Origin of the sequence: Gelidibacter sp., from assembly GCF_035515035.1 — a bacterium.
Lineage (GTDB): Bacteria > Bacteroidota > Bacteroidia > Flavobacteriales > Flavobacteriaceae > Gelidibacter.
Genome location: NZ_DATJCA010000017.1, coordinates 1 through 18,012, shown reverse-complemented (window position 1 = coordinate 18,012; position 18,012 = coordinate 1). Strand labels below are relative to the sequence as shown.

Here is an 18,012-nt window from a genome sequence, read left to right as displayed (position 1 = left end):
TTGTGCACCCTATAAAAGTAGATTATGCCCCCCTTCCAATTTGAGTAAAGTAGGAGTCAAGAAGCATTTTACGACGTTAAATGCGTAGTGTCTTTTTTTGACTGCCGATTCTTTAAAATATATATGGAAAAAGCAATAAGAATTCCCGTTGCTGCCATTGCTGCACCTACCCAATCGGCAGAAGTGTAGCCATAACCCATCGCAATAGGTAAGCCTGCAAAGTAAGCGCCCGACGCATTTCCAATGTTAAAAGCACTTTGATTAAGTGAAGACCCTAAAGTTTCAGAACCTTTTGATGATCGAATGATCAGCAATTGTATAGGCGTGGAAATCGCAAAGGATACCAATCCGATGATAAAGGTCATGACTAAAATCATCGTTTTATCTGTGGATAAATAGGCATTGAGCGAAAGACAGATGACCATCAAGGTCAGAACAATTGTAACGGTGTTTAAGGGTGCGAATTTCTCAGTCAATTTGGCGCCTACAAAATTTCCTATAAACATACCTAAACCAGCCAGTACCATAGCAAATGCAACCACATCTTCTGAATGGCCGGCAACCTCAGTAATCGATGGGGAAATATAGCTGTACCATGCAAAAAAACCGCCCGTGCCAATAGTAGTCAATAAGATGATAAGCCACAATTCAACACGTTTAAAAATTCGAAATTCTTTTAAAAAATTACTTTCAGATGATTTTTTGAGAGCGGGCATCCAAAATTTGACACTTAAAACGGCCAAAACGCCAACCACGCCAACCATTAAAAAGGAAACGCTCCAATCAAAAGTTTTGCCTAAATAGGTTCCCAACGGAACTCCTAACAGATTGGCAACGGTCAATCCGCTAAACATTATCGCAATGCCTTGGGCCTCTTTTCCTTTTTTTGACAGTTTGCCGGCAACTACCGCACCAATTCCAAAAAACGCCCCATGTGGCAAACCTGATAGAAAGCGTAAAACCATAAATGAATTGTAGTCTGTAGCAAATGCCGACAACGTGTTAAACGCGGTGAACCATAACATGAGTACAAAGAGCACTTTGTTCGCGGGCCATTTGCTACCAAAACCTGTCAATATTGGTGCCCCAACCACTACGCCAAGAGCATAAGCAGAAATAAAATGTCCTGCCTCGGGAATGGTGATGGCAAATGCTTGCGCAACATCTGGTAAAATACCCATGATTACAAATTCGGTCAATCCAATGCCGAAACCACCAATGGCTAATGACAACAAAGCTTTATTCATTAATATGACTTTTTTTAGGAAAAAATAATTTGCGAAATTAAGAGTTAGGCTCCAACTAGACGTAGAAATTATGATAATAAAAAGTTAATTGATACCTTGTGAACTGAATATTAAGGTCTTGAATAGCTTAATGTTCAAGGAATTTTCCAAAGGAACATCAATGATGGCATTGCAAAAAAGGAGGCAAATTACAGTTGGTATCAACCCATCCTGTTATTAAGAATCCTTTTAAAAATCCACTTTGACAGCTGTTTTTATGTTAAAATAATCGATATTTGCAATTCCCTTAAAAACGAAGATTTATGGCAATGAATAAAAACACCGTGTTGGCTTGGGCCACAACAATTATGATTATCGTTGGATTGGCATTGATTGCACTTGGTGCTTTCCGTTATGATGATGTGGCTGGTTACGGATTTGCAGCAGTAGGCATTGGCTTCTTCGCCATCGCCTGGGTATTCAACGCGCTTAAAGGACGCGTATAGAACCTTAATCATTAGGCGACTCAGACTCCTATGAATTCCTAGGAAACTGCAGTAAATTAATTTTATAATAACTAATAACTTATTTCAAAAATGAGCGACGATAAAAAAGTCATCTTTTCGATGCGGGGTCTTACAAAGACTTTTAAAGGTGCAGATACACCAGTATTGAAAAACATTCATTTGAGCTTCTTTTATGGAGCTAAAATTGGGATTTTAGGCCTTAATGGGTCAGGGAAATCCACGCTTTTAAAAATTATTGCAGGATTGGATAAAAACTATCAAGGCGATGTCACGTTTCTCCAGGATTATTCTGTAGGCTTTCTGGAACAAGAGCCTCAATTGGATGACGATAAAACCGTCATGGAAGTGGTACGCGAAGGTGCGGCAGAAACAGTCGCCATCCTTGATGAATACAATAAAATCAATGATATGTTTGGTTTGGAAGAAGTCTATTCTGATCCCGACAAAATGGAAAAGTTAATGAACCGTCAAGCGGAGTTGCAAGATAAGATAGACGCGAGCAATGCTTGGGAGCTCGACACGAAATTGGAAATCGCCATGGATGCTTTAAGAACTCCTGATGGTGATAAAAAAATTGGCGTGCTTTCCGGTGGAGAGCGCCGTCGTGTGGCTTTATGCCGTCTCTTGTTACAAGAACCTGATGTGTTGTTATTAGATGAGCCTACCAACCACTTGGATGCAGAATCTGTTCATTGGTTAGAGCATCATTTGTCTCAATATAAAGGGACAATTATAGCAGTGACCCACGATAGATATTTCTTGGATAATGTTGCCGGTTGGATTTTAGAACTCGATAGAGGTGAAGGTATTCCTTGGAAAGGAAACTACTCGTCTTGGTTGGAGCAGAAGTCGACACGAATGGCTCAAGAGAGTAAAACGGCATCCAAACGTCAAAAGACTTTGGAGCGTGAGTTGGAATGGGTGCGTCAGGGTGCCAAGGGACGACAAACCAAACAAAAAGCACGTTTGAACAATTACGATAAACTGATGAGTCAAGATCAAAAGCAGCTTGATGAGAAATTGGAGATCTACATTCCAAACGGTCCTCGTTTAGGTACAAATGTGATCGAAGCCATTGGTGTCAGTAAAGCTTATGACGATAAATTGCTTTATGAAGATCTGAATTTTAATTTGCCTCAAGCAGGAATCGTTGGGGTGATCGGTCCGAATGGCGCTGGAAAAACCACTATTTTCAGAATGATTATGGGTGAGGAAACCCCGGATAAAGGCGAATTTAAAGTTGGAGATACTGCAAAATTGGCTTATGTTGATCAAAAACATGCAAATATAGATCCTGAGAAATCTATTTGGCAGAATTTCAGCGATGAGCAGGAATTGGTCATGATGGGCGGAAGACAAGTCAATTCAAGAGCCTACCTAAGTCGTTTTAATTTCTCGGGAAGTGAACAAAATAAAAAAGTAAAACTCCTTTCTGGTGGGGAGCGTAACCGTTTACACTTGGCGATGACGCTAAGGGAAGAAGGTAACGTGTTACTTCTGGATGAGCCTACCAACGATTTGGATGTTAATACATTAAGGGCATTAGAAGAGGGTCTTGAAAATTTCGCAGGGTGTGCCGTAGTGATTAGTCACGACAGATGGTTTTTGGACAGAATCTGCACCCATATCCTGGCATTTGAAGGGAATTCTCAAGTATATTTTTTTGAAGGCAGCTTTAGTGAGTATGAAGAAAATAAGAGGAAACGTCTTGGGGGCGATTTGACTCCAAAACGACTTAAGTATAAGAAATTAGTTCGATAATAATCACCAATAAAAAATGCCGCTCATTAAGCGGCATTTTTTAATTCAGTAAAGAACTATTATCTGTTTTTATGAAATGATTTTAATTTTACCTTAAGTTGATATACCCTATAAATATACAAACCTAGAAAGATCAGCAAAGTAACAACAGCTATTGATAATAAGCTGACCATTTATTCAGATCTTGAGTGCTTGCCAATGAATTAATGAAATGCCACCTAATGCCTGAATTATTTAGTTGTTATCATATAAATGGCCATCCGTAAAATCCTTATAACTCTCATCAACTTCTGCTTTAAAAGCATCACTGTCGATCAACCGCTTATTCTCGGCCTTCAATTTGTACATTTTGACTACGGCTATGGCAATAAAAAACAAGAAGACACCTGCAGTTATAAGTAAAACGATGGTGAGTTGCTCTGTACTTACTATAGCTAAATGGGAAATTTTATATAAGATAGGTGACATAATTTGAAATTATTAGATTTGTTGGCTGCTCAAATATACTCTTTTATTTAATCCGTAACTATGTCATACTAAAAAAGTTATGAAAATAGTTGTTTTTAGTTATAAAATAAATTCGATAAAGCGCTATTTATACCAGTTTAACTGCACGGTTTCAATATTTGGATTATTCTTATTAATAATGGATTTAAATTTTTCAACATCACTCATCCCGTCAGTTCCTCTATAATGATACGGATACACCTTTTCTGGTTGAAACTCCAATACTGCACTTGCGGCACTCTCTACCGTCATCGTATAAGGCAAGTTCATACATACAAATGCGATATCAATATTTTTTAAATTTCTCATTTCAGGAATGTCCTCCGTGTCACCAGATATATAAATTCTTTGTTCATCCCACGTTAATACATACCCGTTACCTCTACCTTTTTCATGATATTTTAGGGCTTCTGGTCTTAAATTGTACATAGGGATGGCTTCAATAGAAAAAACGCCAAAATCCTTGATGTCACCGTTGTTCATCACGATAATTTCTTTAGCACTCAATTTTGGCAGCTTTTCTTTCACTGCTCTCGGCACAATGAGTGTCGTCGAATCCAGAACCATACTTTTTAAAGTGGATAGGTCTAAATGGTCCCCATGAATATCTGTTATCAAAATATAATCTGGATTTTCTTGCTCAGAAAATGCTTCGATACCACCAACAGGATCGACATAAACAACTTGGTCTTTATGTGCTAAGATCATGGAGGCATGGGCTATCGGAATGATTTTAATTTCTTCAGGTTTTGTAGTCTCATACAGCTTGTTTGCTGATTCGGACGCCATTTCTACAACTTTTTCCGTGCTGTTTTTACAAGTAAACAACAGGACTGTAAAGAGTGATGTTATGAGCTTTGCGTGTGTCATATTAATAATTTTGATCTCTTAAAGATAGAGATTTTAAAACTTATTTGTTAGGTCTGTAACAATTATGTAACAATTCGTACATATAAATTAAAGAGTAATAATTTTGAAACTGATATATTTTAACGAAATTGCTACTCACAAACTTATTTGAACACACTTAATACAAAACTATATGTCTGATGATTTTGATTTATTAGAAACCAATTCTAACGAGAAAACCGGTAAAGTGGATGTCAATTGGGGTAAAGCCATTGATACCATGAAATCTAAGTTAGCCCAAGAAGATGATCCACAGTCGCGTCAAAAAATTCTCAACGCCACGCTTGACGACGTGGTCCATATGGCAGAAAAGGATAGAACAACGCTTTTGGATGCCATTAAGGACCTTACAGATTATCAGGACGAAGTAGGAATCATCTTTGAAAAATTCTCTTCTCTCAATCCTGATGAACAACGTGTCATAGATGATGCCCAAAAAGCCTTGGAACGTGCTCGTATTGAATTGGAAGATGCACGCAATAAACCAGATACTTGGTGGAATAACCTATGGGGGCGTAAAAGCAAAATCAAACAAGAAGAGCAAGAATTTAAGGAAGCCGAGAAAGTTAGGGCAGGTGCGGACAACAAGGCGAAAGCCATGTTTCAAGAACGTATTGAAAGTGCCGATGTACAAACCCTTTTAAGTGAATTGTCTTTTAAAAGTCAGGCTGCGGTATCCCGTTTAAAAAACAGGGAAGTTGAAATTAAAGAGGTAGAAGACAAGCTTCAAATTGCTATAGTTGAGGCTACTAAGAATCATACCCGTGCTTTAGAAAAGAAAAAAGAAGTTGAAGGAAAGCTCGATGATAATTACGCTTTGTTAAGGCAGGCACGTCAACAATTGGACGAGATTGTGGACAAGCAATCGGCGGATTATGCCCAATCTGTAGGTAAGGTGACTACTTTAGAACAAAAAATTGAAGAGTTGGAAGGTCTTAAAAATGCCTATACCACTTTGGCGGCAAGTAAAGATAGTTTTGTGCATAAACACAACCTGACCATTAAAGTGTTGACGTCTTTACGAAGCAACTTACAAACACACCGCGCTAAATTAAAGAGTGATACCGAAGAGCGTCTTAAATATTATGACGGTTATGTCGTGGCACTTAAAGCGCGAACAGATCAGGAGTTTGCAGCTATTTTGGAACATTTGGGTGTCAAAACCGACGAACATATTGGCGAAACTTTAGCTTCAATGCATACGGCAAGCGCTAAAGCCCGTCAGGAAATGATGGATAATATTCCGGTGCACGAAAAAGTGATGCAAGGTGTTTACAGTAGTTATGCAGAAGCATTACAGGAAATCCGTACAAAAGATGCCGATATCCAAAAGAATTTTGCCGAGCGTTACGGGATTGACATGAAAGAAATCTTTGAAGATTACTATAAAGCAGATGCCACTGCGCCTTCAGGAAATGACGATGATGGAAAACCTGCCGCAGCTCCAAAACGTGAAACTAATAGCGACGATTTATTGTCCTGATCAATTCCCACGTAAGTGGGAATCTCATGAAACAAAAGATCGATTTTTTGTTCAGGGCGTTCCCACGCGAAAAAGCGTGGTCAGGCCTACCTGCCGGCAGGCAGGCTTTCAGCAGTCGCTCTCTTCGAGGAGCTCCAACAATGCCTCAAATACGGAGTATTCACGAGCTCTTAATGATCAAATAAGAATGAGCGAGTAATCCTTATCGCAGATTTAGCTTAAATCAACCCGCTCGACAATTAAAGAAGACCTTATTACAAATTTTTAATTCAAAAAAAGTGTCCATAAATCACATCGTAACACCATTAGATTCTGCATATCTCGACTCCAAGGAGCAGTATGTGTTTTATCATAAAATGGTCGATTTTGCGCTGAAAGAATTAATTGTGAGTGCACAACGTGAAAACTTGTGCACCCATCAGGAACTCATTTTTTTTAAACAATATGCTGATTTGCTGCTCTATTCCATTGAAGCCATGCGTGTCAAGTATATGTATGATGAGGAAGAAAACATGAAAGTCGATTTGACCGAATCTGGTTTCCCCAACTATTTGGAATTCCGCTATTTGTTCAATGATTTGTCATTAAAGGAAAATTATATCAATAAGCTCAAAGACGTGAGTGAACTGCAGGAAGAGTTTTTAGATACTTTGCTCCGAAAGAAAGAGCCCATTAAAAAGAGCAGATTGTTTCAGGCAGCTTCCATTGTTTATTACACATCTGTTGAACAAAAGTTTATTTTCAATCGGTTTGTACAAGGAAAAATCATAAAAGCCCCGGAAAATTCAGAAGCGGAATTTATGACCAGTTGGAGTTTTTTTGACGTGGGCTGCAACCGACCTTTTGTGTGTTATATGTATTTTGATTTTGAAGGTACCAATATAGAAAGTATTAAAACTCAAATTTACGACGTTTTAAAAAACACCGCAGATAGAGAAATGAACTTGGATGTCATGGCCTATGGGATTGATAGAAAATTAAAGGATATCAAACCAAAGCACATCAAACGCATTGATTTAGGTCCGTTTCACAACGTATTTGCAAAAGATGAAAACCAAATTACCCATGCTATATTAAAGAATATCGCAGAAAAAGTAGTGCCCCTGGAAAGTTTTGCCCTGTCCTTAAGCATAGATGAAGTGTTTTCAGGCAGCGAATTCAGTGAAGGTGGCTATTTCTCAAAACAAACCTTACAGAAATGGAAGGAACCCATTCATCAAAGTTTTGTATTGGCGCCGCATCGCATCATTCAGTTATTGTACAGTAAAACACCAGAAATCATGAATGGGTTGGCAAAACCACCGATTCAGATAGCGGATTTGAAAATATTGAAGTGAGTTTTCAGTCTGCAGTCATCAGTTGGCAGTCATCAGTTTTGTGAAATATGAAAAGTAAAAAATAATTAATTTACAACCACTGAAATTACAGAAATGAGTTTTAAAAAGCTATTGGCATATTAGAAAGGATTCGATTTAGCAATGGATATTTTTCATTTAACAAAGGAATTTCCAAAATCTGAACAGTTTTTGTTGGCGTCGCAAATGGTAAGATCAAGTAGAGCTGTGTGTTCTGCGATTGCTGAATCCTATAGAAAAAGACAATATGAAAAACATTATAAAAGTAAATTATCGGATGCTGATAGCGAAAATTCAGAAACCCAATTGTGGTTAGACTTTGCATTGGCTTGTCAATACATTGATGATAAACAGAGAGAGGAACTACAACTAAAGAATGAAGAAATTGGAAGACTCTTAAACTATATGATTAATAACCCAGATAAGTTTGGATTAAAATAATAATGGCATTCACCGACTTGACTGAAGACTGAAGACTGCCAACTGAGGACTAAAAATTATGCAACAAAACTCAACATTTCCCATAAAACAAAAGGACCTCGATATGCTTCGCGATGAAGCGGCATCGTATCTAAAAAGTATCCAATGGGAGCAAGGGCAACGTGCCAAAAACAAAGATAAGGACGTCAAGGACGATTCCATTCTGCTTTATCTTTCCAGAGCCAATAATGGCTCTAATATGGCGGAGACAACATCGGTTTCCAAAACGATTTTAGATCTTAAAAAACGTTTGTTACCGGATTCCATAGCCATTCCCGTATTGCTCAACCAAACTTTATATGCCGTTCAGGAAGGCTTGACTTTAGGCATCTGGATCAAGGATAGTTATTATAACGCTTCAGGATTATCCAGTTTAAACGAGCGTAAAGCGTCATTGGACAGTTTGGGTAAAAGGGAGTATGAAAGTAAAATGCATACAGCAACAGCTTTCATGTTGTTTTCTGCGGCTTATAATATTTTACATAATTTAAAACCTTATGCGTCTGACGATTTAAGCGTCATGAAGCAAAAATTCGCAGGCATTCCTGAAGTTTCTTTTTTATCACCGTTAAAAGGTGTTGCCTGTACTTTATTTTATTATGACAAATATTTGGCACATCCTGATATTATCAAAAGCGATAAGGACGTAGCCGATTTTTCTGTGGTTTTCTTTGAAGCTTTGATTGATGAAATTCAAATGCGAAAAGCCACCTTGGAGCATCAAGAAACTATTGTGGATAGGACTTATAAACTGGAGCATTCCGAATTTGCAATCTCTGGGTGGAATAATGTTTTCGCTGGTGCTGCCCAAAGTATTGAATTCAACAAAATTAAATTTGAGCAGATTGTCGGAAACAAAGACGCCAAACATTTTGCTCGCCGCTTGACCGAACGCATGTTGAGTTATGATTTCACCGCAAAAAAGAACCCGTTTCAGGAATTGGGCGGATTTATGCCCGTTTTTATGGGCTATGGCATTCCTGGAACAGGAAAAAGTATGCTCATTGCTGCCATTGCGACGAAATTAAAGGAACATTGCGACCATTTGGAGATTCCGTTTTTATTCCATCCAATGCCCGATACTTTGATTTCAACCTTTCAAGGCGGTTCTGCCGAAAAAATGGTGGAATGGATGAAGCCCATGCAAGATCCGACAAAACTGATTTTCGCACCAATTGATGATGCTGAAAACAACCTGCAGGAACGAACTGCACAAGGTGTTTCTGCAGGTGTTAAAGAGGTTATTGGCGTGTTTTTGAGATATACGGAAGGGGCGTATGCGGTGAATTACGGTAACAGTTCTATAGGATTATTTACTAATTTACCAGAAATGCTGGATAAAGCAGTGATTTCCCGTGTGCAAGGTCGTTTTAAGATTGACGGTGCAAGAACCGCACATGATTTTTTGGATCAAGATCATCTATGGTGGCGCAAGTTGCAGAAGACGATGCCAGATTTCGTAAATATGAAAGATCCAAATGATTATAACTATCTTCAAGATCAAGGCTTGGCAAAAAATATGGGAGAGATTTTAAGCGCAGTCGATAAACCTTCCGAAGAACGGGTACATGCCGTTTATGATCGTGTGGAACAACAGTTTGAAACCAATGAACATCAATTTTACGCCAGCCTATATAAGGAAATTCAAAAAGTCTTCCCGTTCTTTTCATCAAGGGATGTCCGGAATATCCAATCGGCCATATCATTGCGCTTAACCGATTTTGATTTGGAGTCTTCATGGTTTGATACTCCTGAAATCTATTTTAAACAAAGTTATGAGACCAAATTCAATATGCTGCAAGAATTAATGCGCGCTAATATGAAAGGACTTAATTTTTCTGAGATAAGACGCCAGGAAGTCGTGCGTTATTTAGATAATGTCGCCACAATTGCTGACACTGATTTCAAACGTCAAGTCGATTCAAGAGTCAATCAACTCCATATAGAATTGGAAGCACGAAAGAAGTTTGAAAGTTAAGAATTAATTATTGTTTTTTTTGGAACTTTAGACAAACAGAAACAGACAACAGACAACAGACAACAGACAACAGACAACAGACAACACCGAAAACAATGTCAAACAACATAAAAAACATCGTCATTAAGACCCTTTCCAAAGCTTGGGCCACTTTAGTGGAGATCAATTATGATTATCAGTTCAAGGATGGGACATGGAAACGCGTATCGAGAGAAAGCTATGATCGTGGGCATGGCACTGGAATTCTTTTATACAATATTGAAAAGGGCACCATTATTTTGACCAAACAATTCAGGATGCCAATTTATCAGACAAATAAAGATGAAGCAATGTCCGTTGAAGTCTGCGCTGGAGCTATAGATAACAATGACTTGCCTGAATCCACTATAATTAGAGAAGTGGAAGAGGAAGTTGGTTATAAGGTAAAAGCTGTTAAAAAGATAATGGAGACGTATATGTCACCAGGTGCTTTAACCGAAAAGATGCATTTGTATGTAGCGCCTTATTCGGAAAATATGAAAGTCAATGAAGGTGGAGGATTGGCTAGCGAACATGAAGAGATTGAAGTGATGGAGATGCCATTTTTCAAAGCGCTAGAAATGATAGCAACTGGAGAGATTCAGGACGCCAAAACCATTATTTTATTGCAGTACGCGCAATTGAATAATTTACTAAAGAATTAACTTACGTGTCGGCATGGCATAAAGAATTATTTTCATTTAGAAACAAGCCTTCCTGTCCCCAGCTTTTGCGAAGGCGGGAAACAAGAAAAAAGAAATAGAGATTCCCACTTTCGTGGGAAATGAATATGGAAAAACTAAAAGCAGCTCAATTATTTAGAAATGACCTCATCCCAATCAGTGGGAAATTGGTAGAGCGCTATAATCAGTGTCTTAAAACTTTGGGTTTTACTGAAACAATGCTCACAAATTTTTCAATCGATGGTTTAGGTTGGAGTCCTGAAATCGCTGAAGAAAAGAAAGACATCCATTATCTTAATAATGGTGAAGCCAATCCCAATGGCATTATCATTACGCCATTACAAAAAGGAAAGCCGGTATATATGCCTTTTCACACCTTTGACAGGGAAATGATGCAACTAATTTTTAAGACCCACGGTGATCAGATAAATGACATTACAAGGGATTGTGCTATTTGTGTAGATTTTGACCAATATATTGATGCCTTTTATGAACCCTTAGACGTGTTAAAATACAAGGATATTTCCATTAGCTTTAAACTGATCAACGATCTTGATAAAATGCAAAAACAGCAGTTTCAGTTGATTGATACCTTTAAACAAGGACATAATTTTATCGATGAACAGCTGCACCAACGCTTGTTGGATTCTGCCAAAACTTATGGCGACTTAAGGCATAGAAATTTAGAACTTAATGAGCTTTATTTTTCAACAGACTCTTTTTACACAAAAGCCTTTGGAGGTGTTTATGTTTTGCGCGATTTTATCACGCCAATCTTGGTGTTTGAAGATGAAAAATGGCATAAGGAAGCTATTAAAGACACCTCCCATGACGTGTTGATTTACCATCTTTCACAACCTGAGCTATTGGATAAGCTACGCGACCATTTGATTATTGAATATAATTTGGATGATGTAGTCAAGACTGCACGTTATGATCGGATTAAAAAATTCATGTTTTCGCAGTTTCTAAAGGATACTCAACATCCTTTAAAAGATATCTTGGATGATAAAATATTGTTCAAAGGCTATTTGAACAGATTGCCCATTGAAGACCGGAAAAGGGTGATGAGTGTTGAATTGTACCTTGAAAAGATGGAAGTCAGTAATCAATATAAATTGGTAGATATAGTAGATGTGGAACTTTTTGAAGCTTTACAACAGCCGCATTCGTCCCTAAATGCAAAGCATCAAGATTTGATCTGGAAATTGTTAGTGAATATTTCGTCTTTGGATGTGTTATTCCTGTATTGGTACGACAAAGAACAGTTTTATAAGAATTATAAAGATTGGGATGATTCCTTGAAAGATTGGGTAATTGCGACGATTCGTAACAATATATAAATTTTTTAGACTAATTTTAAAGGAGATGTATAGATACAAGTTTTCTTTTCATGTTCATTGAGTTTGTCGAATTGACTTTGGATTAAATCAGAGAGAAAGTCCTTTAGAAGAAGAATAAATCAACCACCACGTCTTCATCCCGTTTTCTCGGGATGAATCCACTCCTCCTTCAAAGGAGGAGAAGTATTGATTTTTCTTAAGATATTAGTTTTAGAAATTTTCAAATAATGATCATTGAAAAAATTCCTTCCCTTGAAAGGGAAGGTGGATTTTGGCTTGGTAAAGAGCCTGAAGACGGAAGGGTTTATTTGTAATGATATCAATATAATCAAAATGGATATCAACATATTCTTCATCGTTTTGAACGTATAACGTTTCTTCTTTGGAAGGAGCTTAATTTATAAAAACAAAAAAATGACCTTAGAGATTATCGTTTTCATCGGCTCAATATTATTTGGAATCCTCCTTTATTGGAGAGAATCTACAGGTAATGGATTCTATCGCTTTTTCAATAAAATGATGTATTCAAAAAAACTTCAAATGTCGCCAAATGACCCTACTGGTTTTCTGTATCAGCAAAAATTTATTTTACGTTTGGTATTTATTGCCATGATTTTTCTGGTCGGGATTTTAATTGCACGCTTCTTAATTCCGATTGATATTGCAACAATCTCCGTATTTGCCTCAAGTATTGTCGGAACACTTTTGGGAACTTATATCGGAGGCTTTATTTTAAAATCTGAAAGAGTCATCGATGAACATAGTGATTCTTTGGAGGAAAAGTTTGATAATGCCATAGAACAAAGCAAAGATTTTGTCAAGGATATCACGTCCAGAGAACCAAAAGTTGTTGAAGAAGCGAAAAAAGAAATTGAAGAAGAACCACAACCGCCAAAAAAGAGTGCCAGAGAACGATTGAAGGATAAGGGATTGATGTAGGTAGATATAAATTACAATTTTCGATTGAAGAATTACGGTTTCTGATTGCTGATTGAAATCATTTACTCATAACATAAGAAAACAGACAACCCACAACAACAGACAACAGACAACAGACAACAGAAAATAGAAAACCATGATAAAAAACTATTGGAATAGAGGACCTAGACAAAAAACCATCACCATCATTAGTGCCCTGGTTTTAATAATATTATTGTTTTTCCTTCGGGATGATTACCAACCCTTTCTATTATTCATTAGAAAATACATCTTTGTATTTCTTTTGATAGGCTTGGTGCTGTTTTTCGGATTGCGAACGTTTAGAAACGCTGTGGGAATTGGTCGCAGAATCGGGATCTTAGGACTGTTGATTTTGTTTTTTGGGTTGCTTTATTTTGTTGGATGGCACTTTAAAATGTATGACTATATGAAAACTTATAATGTTTTCAATCATTTAAATAGAGTTGAAATCAACCAATTGCCATTGACCCAAAATGAACGCATTCAACCTTTAAGAAATATTTTTTCTATGGCTAATGAATCGGTTGGAGAAACAAAAGATGTGTCTTTGCCACATTTGGTTAGAGTAGATGGTGAAAATAAATGGACTATGGCTATTCAGCCTTCCGAAAAATACACCATGCAGCAAATCAGTGAAAATACTGAAGAGATTTTCTCTGTTTCCAGTACTTCGCCTTTTCCGAGATTTTCTAACGAAAATCGAATACCGGTGACTTTTTCAATTGGCGAATCCTTAAAATTTAGTCGTAACACTTACAATGCCGTAGTGCAGCGTTTCAATATTTTCCAATTATTTACCATGGAACCTGGTGATACGTTTTACATGAAGAATGACGCTGGAAATTGGGTGGAAGTGGTGAGTTTGATCAAGTGGAAAGGATTCTTTTTTCCCTATCCAACTTTTGGTGGTGTGATGGTGATTGATAGTGGGAAACATAATTTCAATGATTATTTGGAGCGCGTATTGATTGGAAAGGGTACCTACATCAGTCCAGGTGAAATGAAAAACCATCCATTTTTGACCAAACAAAATACCTTATCAGAAACGGTATCGCGCTTACAGGCCGAATCTTTGAAGTTTTTGGGCGGATTTACAGATCCTTTGCCCTGGAAAATGCAAACTGCGGTTAAAATTCCAGACATGCCGGATGATCAGAATGAACAACCTTTTGTAACGGATTTTAATTTTGATGATGTGGATGCAAATGCTTATAGTGGTTTATACCATTGGTTTGGATTGGAGCCAATTGGAGAGGAACGCTCAAGTTTGACCTACAGTGTTTTTGTCCCAGCGGATGGCACTGACAAACTTTATTATTATGACCATGCCGCTAAAAAACAAGGATATGCGGGCGTGTCTGCTATGCCATTGAAGATTATCGAATCGCGTAAGGAATACGATTGGTCGGTTAATAAACCTGTGGAGTTCAGACCTTATATTAAAGATATTGCAGGACGCAGACGCATGTTTTTCTTGGGAACAGTTTCCGCTGTAAAATCCGATTCGCAACAATTTGACGGTTCAGCAACTCCTGATTTGGCGTTGATTGACAGTGAATATCGCAATGTGATCTGGATTGATGTCAAACATCCAAGTCAATGGGACAAAACGGTGTACGAGGAGTTGAACGAAGCGTGGCGAGCAAGTGAAGGAATTGGCTACTTTTATGACGAAATCACAGACCCTTCAGATTTAGATGTTCAAAGAGTCATAGATTCTATACAATCAATTCCTAAAGTCAATGCCAATGCTGATGAAATCGAAAAACTGCAACGTGCAATTGACTCTTTAAAATCAGTGGGGAACTGATTCATTCCTAATTGTAAACACATAAAGATGGTTTAGCTTTTTACTCAGATTTAAATCTTCAGTATATATATATTAAAAAGAGAATAGATTTAAGCTCTAAACTAAGGTGGTATATCCAATCATCACTGCGGTCAATAAAGAGAAGAGCAAAGTTAGCATGACTAAAGATCTACTCGCGTATTTTTTCATTATAAACCTAAAAATAGCAATTAAGGGTATGAAGGCACCCATGATAAATATGGGGATGGTAATCCATTCCATAACCGATTTGAACGCCTCTTTTCCCGAATCATCAAACATAAGGTTCATGAACAATAGGAACAGTAATACTGCTATACTGCCCATAAATAACCATAAGTCGATACGATATTGTTTATTTTGTTTCATAGATTGATTGATTTGCCCTCATAAAATCGGTAATTAAATAGGTAATTAGTTTGCCAACAATAGTTTCTGTTTCAGGAGTAGGCGCTGCTTCACAAATATGCAAATAAGCGGCATTCGGTTGTTTCCCAAAAAAAGTCACAAAAGACCTAGCTTTTTTAATACTGAATCCGCTTGGTGTCATGGCGCTACTTGGAATATACTTAATGGCATCACAATCCACCTCTACACCAAAAGGTTTGCCAGCAACATGTTTGGCAGCCCGTGCCAATTCAGCCTTAAATTTTTTATCTTTTCTGATGGTTAACGCTTCAAAGGTATTGAATTGAAGCGCTTTAAATCTGTCTAAGGTTTTAAAAATATGGTCTGAAGTGTAGTTTTCATGCAGTCCAAAAATGAAATATTTTTTCAAAAAGCCTTCTACGTAAGCGTAGCTAAAACCATTGCCACTATGGCGGCCTTCCTCACGTCTAAAATCTGAATGGGCATCAAAATTAACAGCGTTTATAGGCTTTTTAAAAGCTAATGAAGTGCCTTTTAAATTACCATAGGCATTATTATGTCCACCCCCAATAATGATGGGTTTTTTTCCCGAACGTACAATTTGATAAACTAAATCCGTGACATGCTTATCAATTTTTTCGGTAAGTTTCCTGGCCTTATCGATTTGTTTTTTATCGGCAACGTCATATTGGTCAATCTTAGCCATCTCCTTAGAAAAATCTAAATGGCCAAGGATGAGTACTTTATTGGCATTTGTAAAGCCATTACTTTGAATGTTTAACAAAACCTTTAGAGTTGCATTCCATGCCTTGGCTGTACCTCTATGTCCATAGTTTGCAAACACACCGACATCTTCAGGAATTCCGAATATAACGTAGTCAACGTCCAAAGATGTTAAGGATTCGTATATATTGGAAGGATTGGAAAGTAATTGAATGTGTTCTCCAAATTTGGATTCATTAGCTCTTATTTTGAGTAAGGTTTCTAAATCGTTTTTATTAAATAGAACAAGTTTCTCCATTTTTGGGATTTTAATTTTACATTTGAGGTATTAAAATTACATTTTTTATTTTTTCCAGTAATCAAAAATAACAAAACCAGTGTTAATTTAAGTATCAATAACTAAAAACAAAACTTATGGAAAGTACAAACAGTAACAAAAATACCGGATTAAAGATTGCCTTAGGTATCTTATTAGCCTTGTTTATCGGAACAGGCTTTTATACCTCAAAACTGTATAACGATAAAAAGAAAAATGAAGCTGAATTAACCAAAGAAAAGCAATTGGTTATGAGCGATTTAAGTAATATGGCAAAGCAGTATGACATTGCCATTGGAGAAAACAAAATAGCAAATGAAGATTTAACGGAAGCTAGAAATAGAATTCAAGGATTAATGGATTCTTTGAAAATATCTCAAAACAGTGTCAATAGCTTAATGAGCTTCAGAAAGAAATACTTGTCATTACAAGAGGAAATGAATGTTCTTTTAACTGAAAATGATAAACTTAAGATTCAAAATGCTCTATTAGCAACCTCTTTGGATAGCACGAATGTAAGATTGGCAGAGCGTACCATGTTTACCGACTCATTATTGGTACAAAATACAGAGTTGGCAACTGTGGTTGAAAATGCTGCGGTATTACAAACTGTAGGTCTAAAGGCATTTGGTGTAATTGAGAGAAGTTCAGGAAAACTAATCCCAACCGAAAGAGCACGTCGTAGTGATAAAATTAGACTTTGCTATACGGTTGCAAAAAACACTTTGGTTGGTGCAGGTGATAAAGAGTTGTATGTACAGGTCTTGGATCCAAGTGATAATGTTTTGGGTGCCAATGAGCAGATTCAATTTGGTGAAACGGTATTGAACTATAGCTTAGTGAGTAAATTCAACTATGAAAATAGAAACTTGAATATCTGCGAATTTGTAGCTCCAAAAGGTGAGTTTTCCAAAGGACGTTATATCGTAAATATTTTCAACAAGAAGGAATTGGTATCAACTACAGAATTCACATTAGAATAGCTAGAAGCTATTTTATATACACAGAAACCCGAAAGTCAATTGATTTTCGGGTTTTTTTATGTTTTAATTTGAAGCGTTTATGCCGGTTTAAGTGTAATATTCAGGACGGTTGATTCAATATTTTTCCTCTAATAATGACCGTGTCTATAAGATTATCGCCAAAGGCATAAGGCAGGTTATTATAGCTTTCTATTTTTTTGGTGATGATCAAATTCGCCTTTTTTCCTCTACAGATGCTTCCATATTGGTTCGAAATCCCCATGGCATAGGCGCCATTTATTGTAGCGGCATTAATGGCTTCTTCTGGCGTCATTCGTAATTTGATACATGCGGTACTCACCACAAAATTCATATTACCACTAGGTGTGGATCCAGGATTATAATCTGTAGCCAATGCCAATGGTAACCCAGCATCCATAATTTGACGTGCAGGTGAATACGGAATACTTAAAAAATAGGAGCAGGAGGGAAGCGCTACAGGCATTGTAATGCTGTTTTTTAAAGCCTCAATGTCTTCTGTTCTCATTTCTTCCAGATGGTCTACGGAGAGCGCCTTATGCTTC

Annotated in this window: 16 protein-coding genes and 1 pseudogene; 11 read left to right on the top strand and 6 right to left on the bottom strand. The window is 37.2% G+C overall.

Annotated features, from left to right (window positions below; genetic code table 11):
• Positions 1-68: 68 nt before the first annotated feature.
• Positions 69-1,247 (bottom strand): MFS transporter, encoded by a 1,179-nt coding sequence (locus VLZ86_RS00905; RefSeq protein WP_325447766.1) that lies wholly within the window; start codon positions 1,245-1,247, stop codon positions 69-71.
• Between the two features lie 308 nt (positions 1,248-1,555).
• On the opposite strand from VLZ86_RS00905, the gene VLZ86_RS00900 reads away from it, so the two are divergent.
• A complete protein-coding gene (locus VLZ86_RS00900; protein ID WP_190246267.1) occupies positions 1,556-1,732 on the top strand; it encodes a CAL67264 family membrane protein in 177 nt (58 codons plus the stop codon).
• A gap of 90 nt (positions 1,733-1,822) precedes the next feature.
• On the top strand, positions 1,823-3,514 hold the full coding sequence (gene ettA / locus VLZ86_RS00895) for an energy-dependent translational throttle protein EttA (protein WP_325447764.1): 1,692 nt from the start codon (positions 1,823-1,825) through the stop codon (positions 3,512-3,514).
• Between the two features lie 234 nt (positions 3,515-3,748).
• Here the strand turns inward: ettA and VLZ86_RS00890 are convergent, their stop codons facing one another.
• Together VLZ86_RS00890 and VLZ86_RS00885 are read right to left on the bottom strand one after the other, a co-directional pair.
• Entirely contained in the window at positions 3,749-3,982 is a 234-nt protein-coding gene (locus VLZ86_RS00890; protein WP_325447762.1) for a hypothetical protein, read from the bottom strand.
• 123 nt (positions 3,983-4,105) lie between these two features.
• A complete protein-coding gene (locus VLZ86_RS00885; RefSeq protein ID WP_325447760.1) occupies positions 4,106-4,891 on the bottom strand; it encodes an MBL fold metallo-hydrolase in 786 nt (261 codons plus the stop codon).
• Positions 4,892-5,063: 172 nt separating this feature from the next.
• On the opposite strand from VLZ86_RS00885, the gene VLZ86_RS00880 reads away from it, so the two are divergent.
• The 8 genes and pseudogenes from VLZ86_RS00880 (at position 5,064) to VLZ86_RS00845 (ending at position 15,040) form a co-directional block, all read left to right on the top strand.
• Positions 5,064-6,413 carry a microtubule-binding protein gene (locus VLZ86_RS00880; protein WP_325447758.1) on the top strand — a complete coding sequence of 450 codons (1,350 nt, stop codon included), beginning with the start codon at positions 5,064-5,066 and terminating at the stop codon, positions 6,411-6,413.
• Positions 6,414-6,691: 278 nt separating this feature from the next.
• On the top strand, positions 6,692-7,750 hold the full coding sequence (locus tag VLZ86_RS00875; RefSeq protein WP_325447756.1) for a hypothetical protein: 1,059 nt from the start codon (positions 6,692-6,694) through the stop codon (positions 7,748-7,750).
• 135 nt (positions 7,751-7,885) lie between these two features.
• Positions 7,886-8,209, top strand: a pseudogene (locus tag VLZ86_RS00870) (four helix bundle protein); the annotation flags it as partial.
• A gap of 58 nt (positions 8,210-8,267) precedes the next feature.
• The gene (locus VLZ86_RS00865; RefSeq protein WP_325447754.1) at positions 8,268-10,226 is read left to right on the top strand and encodes an AAA family ATPase; all 1,959 of its coding nucleotides are present in this window, start codon (positions 8,268-8,270) and stop codon (positions 10,224-10,226) included.
• 95 nt (positions 10,227-10,321) lie between these two features.
• On the top strand, positions 10,322-10,909 hold the full coding sequence (locus VLZ86_RS00860) for an NUDIX domain-containing protein (RefSeq protein ID WP_325447752.1): 588 nt from the start codon (positions 10,322-10,324) through the stop codon (positions 10,907-10,909).
• Between the two features lie 125 nt (positions 10,910-11,034).
• Positions 11,035-12,270: a DUF6638 family protein gene (locus tag VLZ86_RS00855; protein WP_325447751.1), complete on the top strand. Its 1,236-nt coding sequence runs from the start codon at positions 11,035-11,037 to the stop codon at positions 12,268-12,270.
• A 414-nt stretch (positions 12,271-12,684) separates the two neighbouring features.
• Positions 12,685-13,209 (top strand): hypothetical protein, encoded by a 525-nt coding sequence (locus VLZ86_RS00850; protein ID WP_325447749.1) that lies wholly within the window; start codon positions 12,685-12,687, stop codon positions 13,207-13,209.
• Positions 13,210-13,345: 136 nt separating this feature from the next.
• Positions 13,346-15,040, top strand: coding sequence for a hypothetical protein (locus VLZ86_RS00845; protein ID WP_325447747.1), 1,695 nt, complete (start codon positions 13,346-13,348; stop codon positions 15,038-15,040).
• Positions 15,041-15,136: 96 nt separating this feature from the next.
• Here the strand turns inward: VLZ86_RS00845 and VLZ86_RS00840 are convergent, their stop codons facing one another.
• The gene (locus tag VLZ86_RS00840) at positions 15,137-15,427 is read right to left on the bottom strand and encodes a hypothetical protein (protein ID WP_325447745.1); all 291 of its coding nucleotides are present in this window, start codon (positions 15,425-15,427) and stop codon (positions 15,137-15,139) included.
• Positions 15,414-16,448: a formimidoylglutamase gene (locus VLZ86_RS00835; RefSeq protein ID WP_325447743.1), complete on the bottom strand. Its 1,035-nt coding sequence runs from the start codon at positions 16,446-16,448 to the stop codon at positions 15,414-15,416. Before VLZ86_RS00835 ends, VLZ86_RS00840 begins: the two co-directional genes overlap by 14 nt.
• Positions 16,449-16,564: 116 nt before the next feature.
• Between VLZ86_RS00835 and VLZ86_RS00830 the strand changes: the two genes are divergently transcribed.
• Positions 16,565-17,449, top strand: a complete 885-nt coding sequence (locus tag VLZ86_RS00830) for a chromosome partitioning protein ParA (RefSeq protein ID WP_325447741.1) — start codon at positions 16,565-16,567, stop codon at positions 17,447-17,449.
• Between the two features lie 100 nt (positions 17,450-17,549).
• On the opposite strand, the gene VLZ86_RS00825 is transcribed toward VLZ86_RS00830, so the two are convergent.
• On the bottom strand, positions 17,550-18,012 hold a 463-nt coding region (locus tag VLZ86_RS00825; protein WP_325447739.1), incomplete at its 5' end, for an amidohydrolase family protein.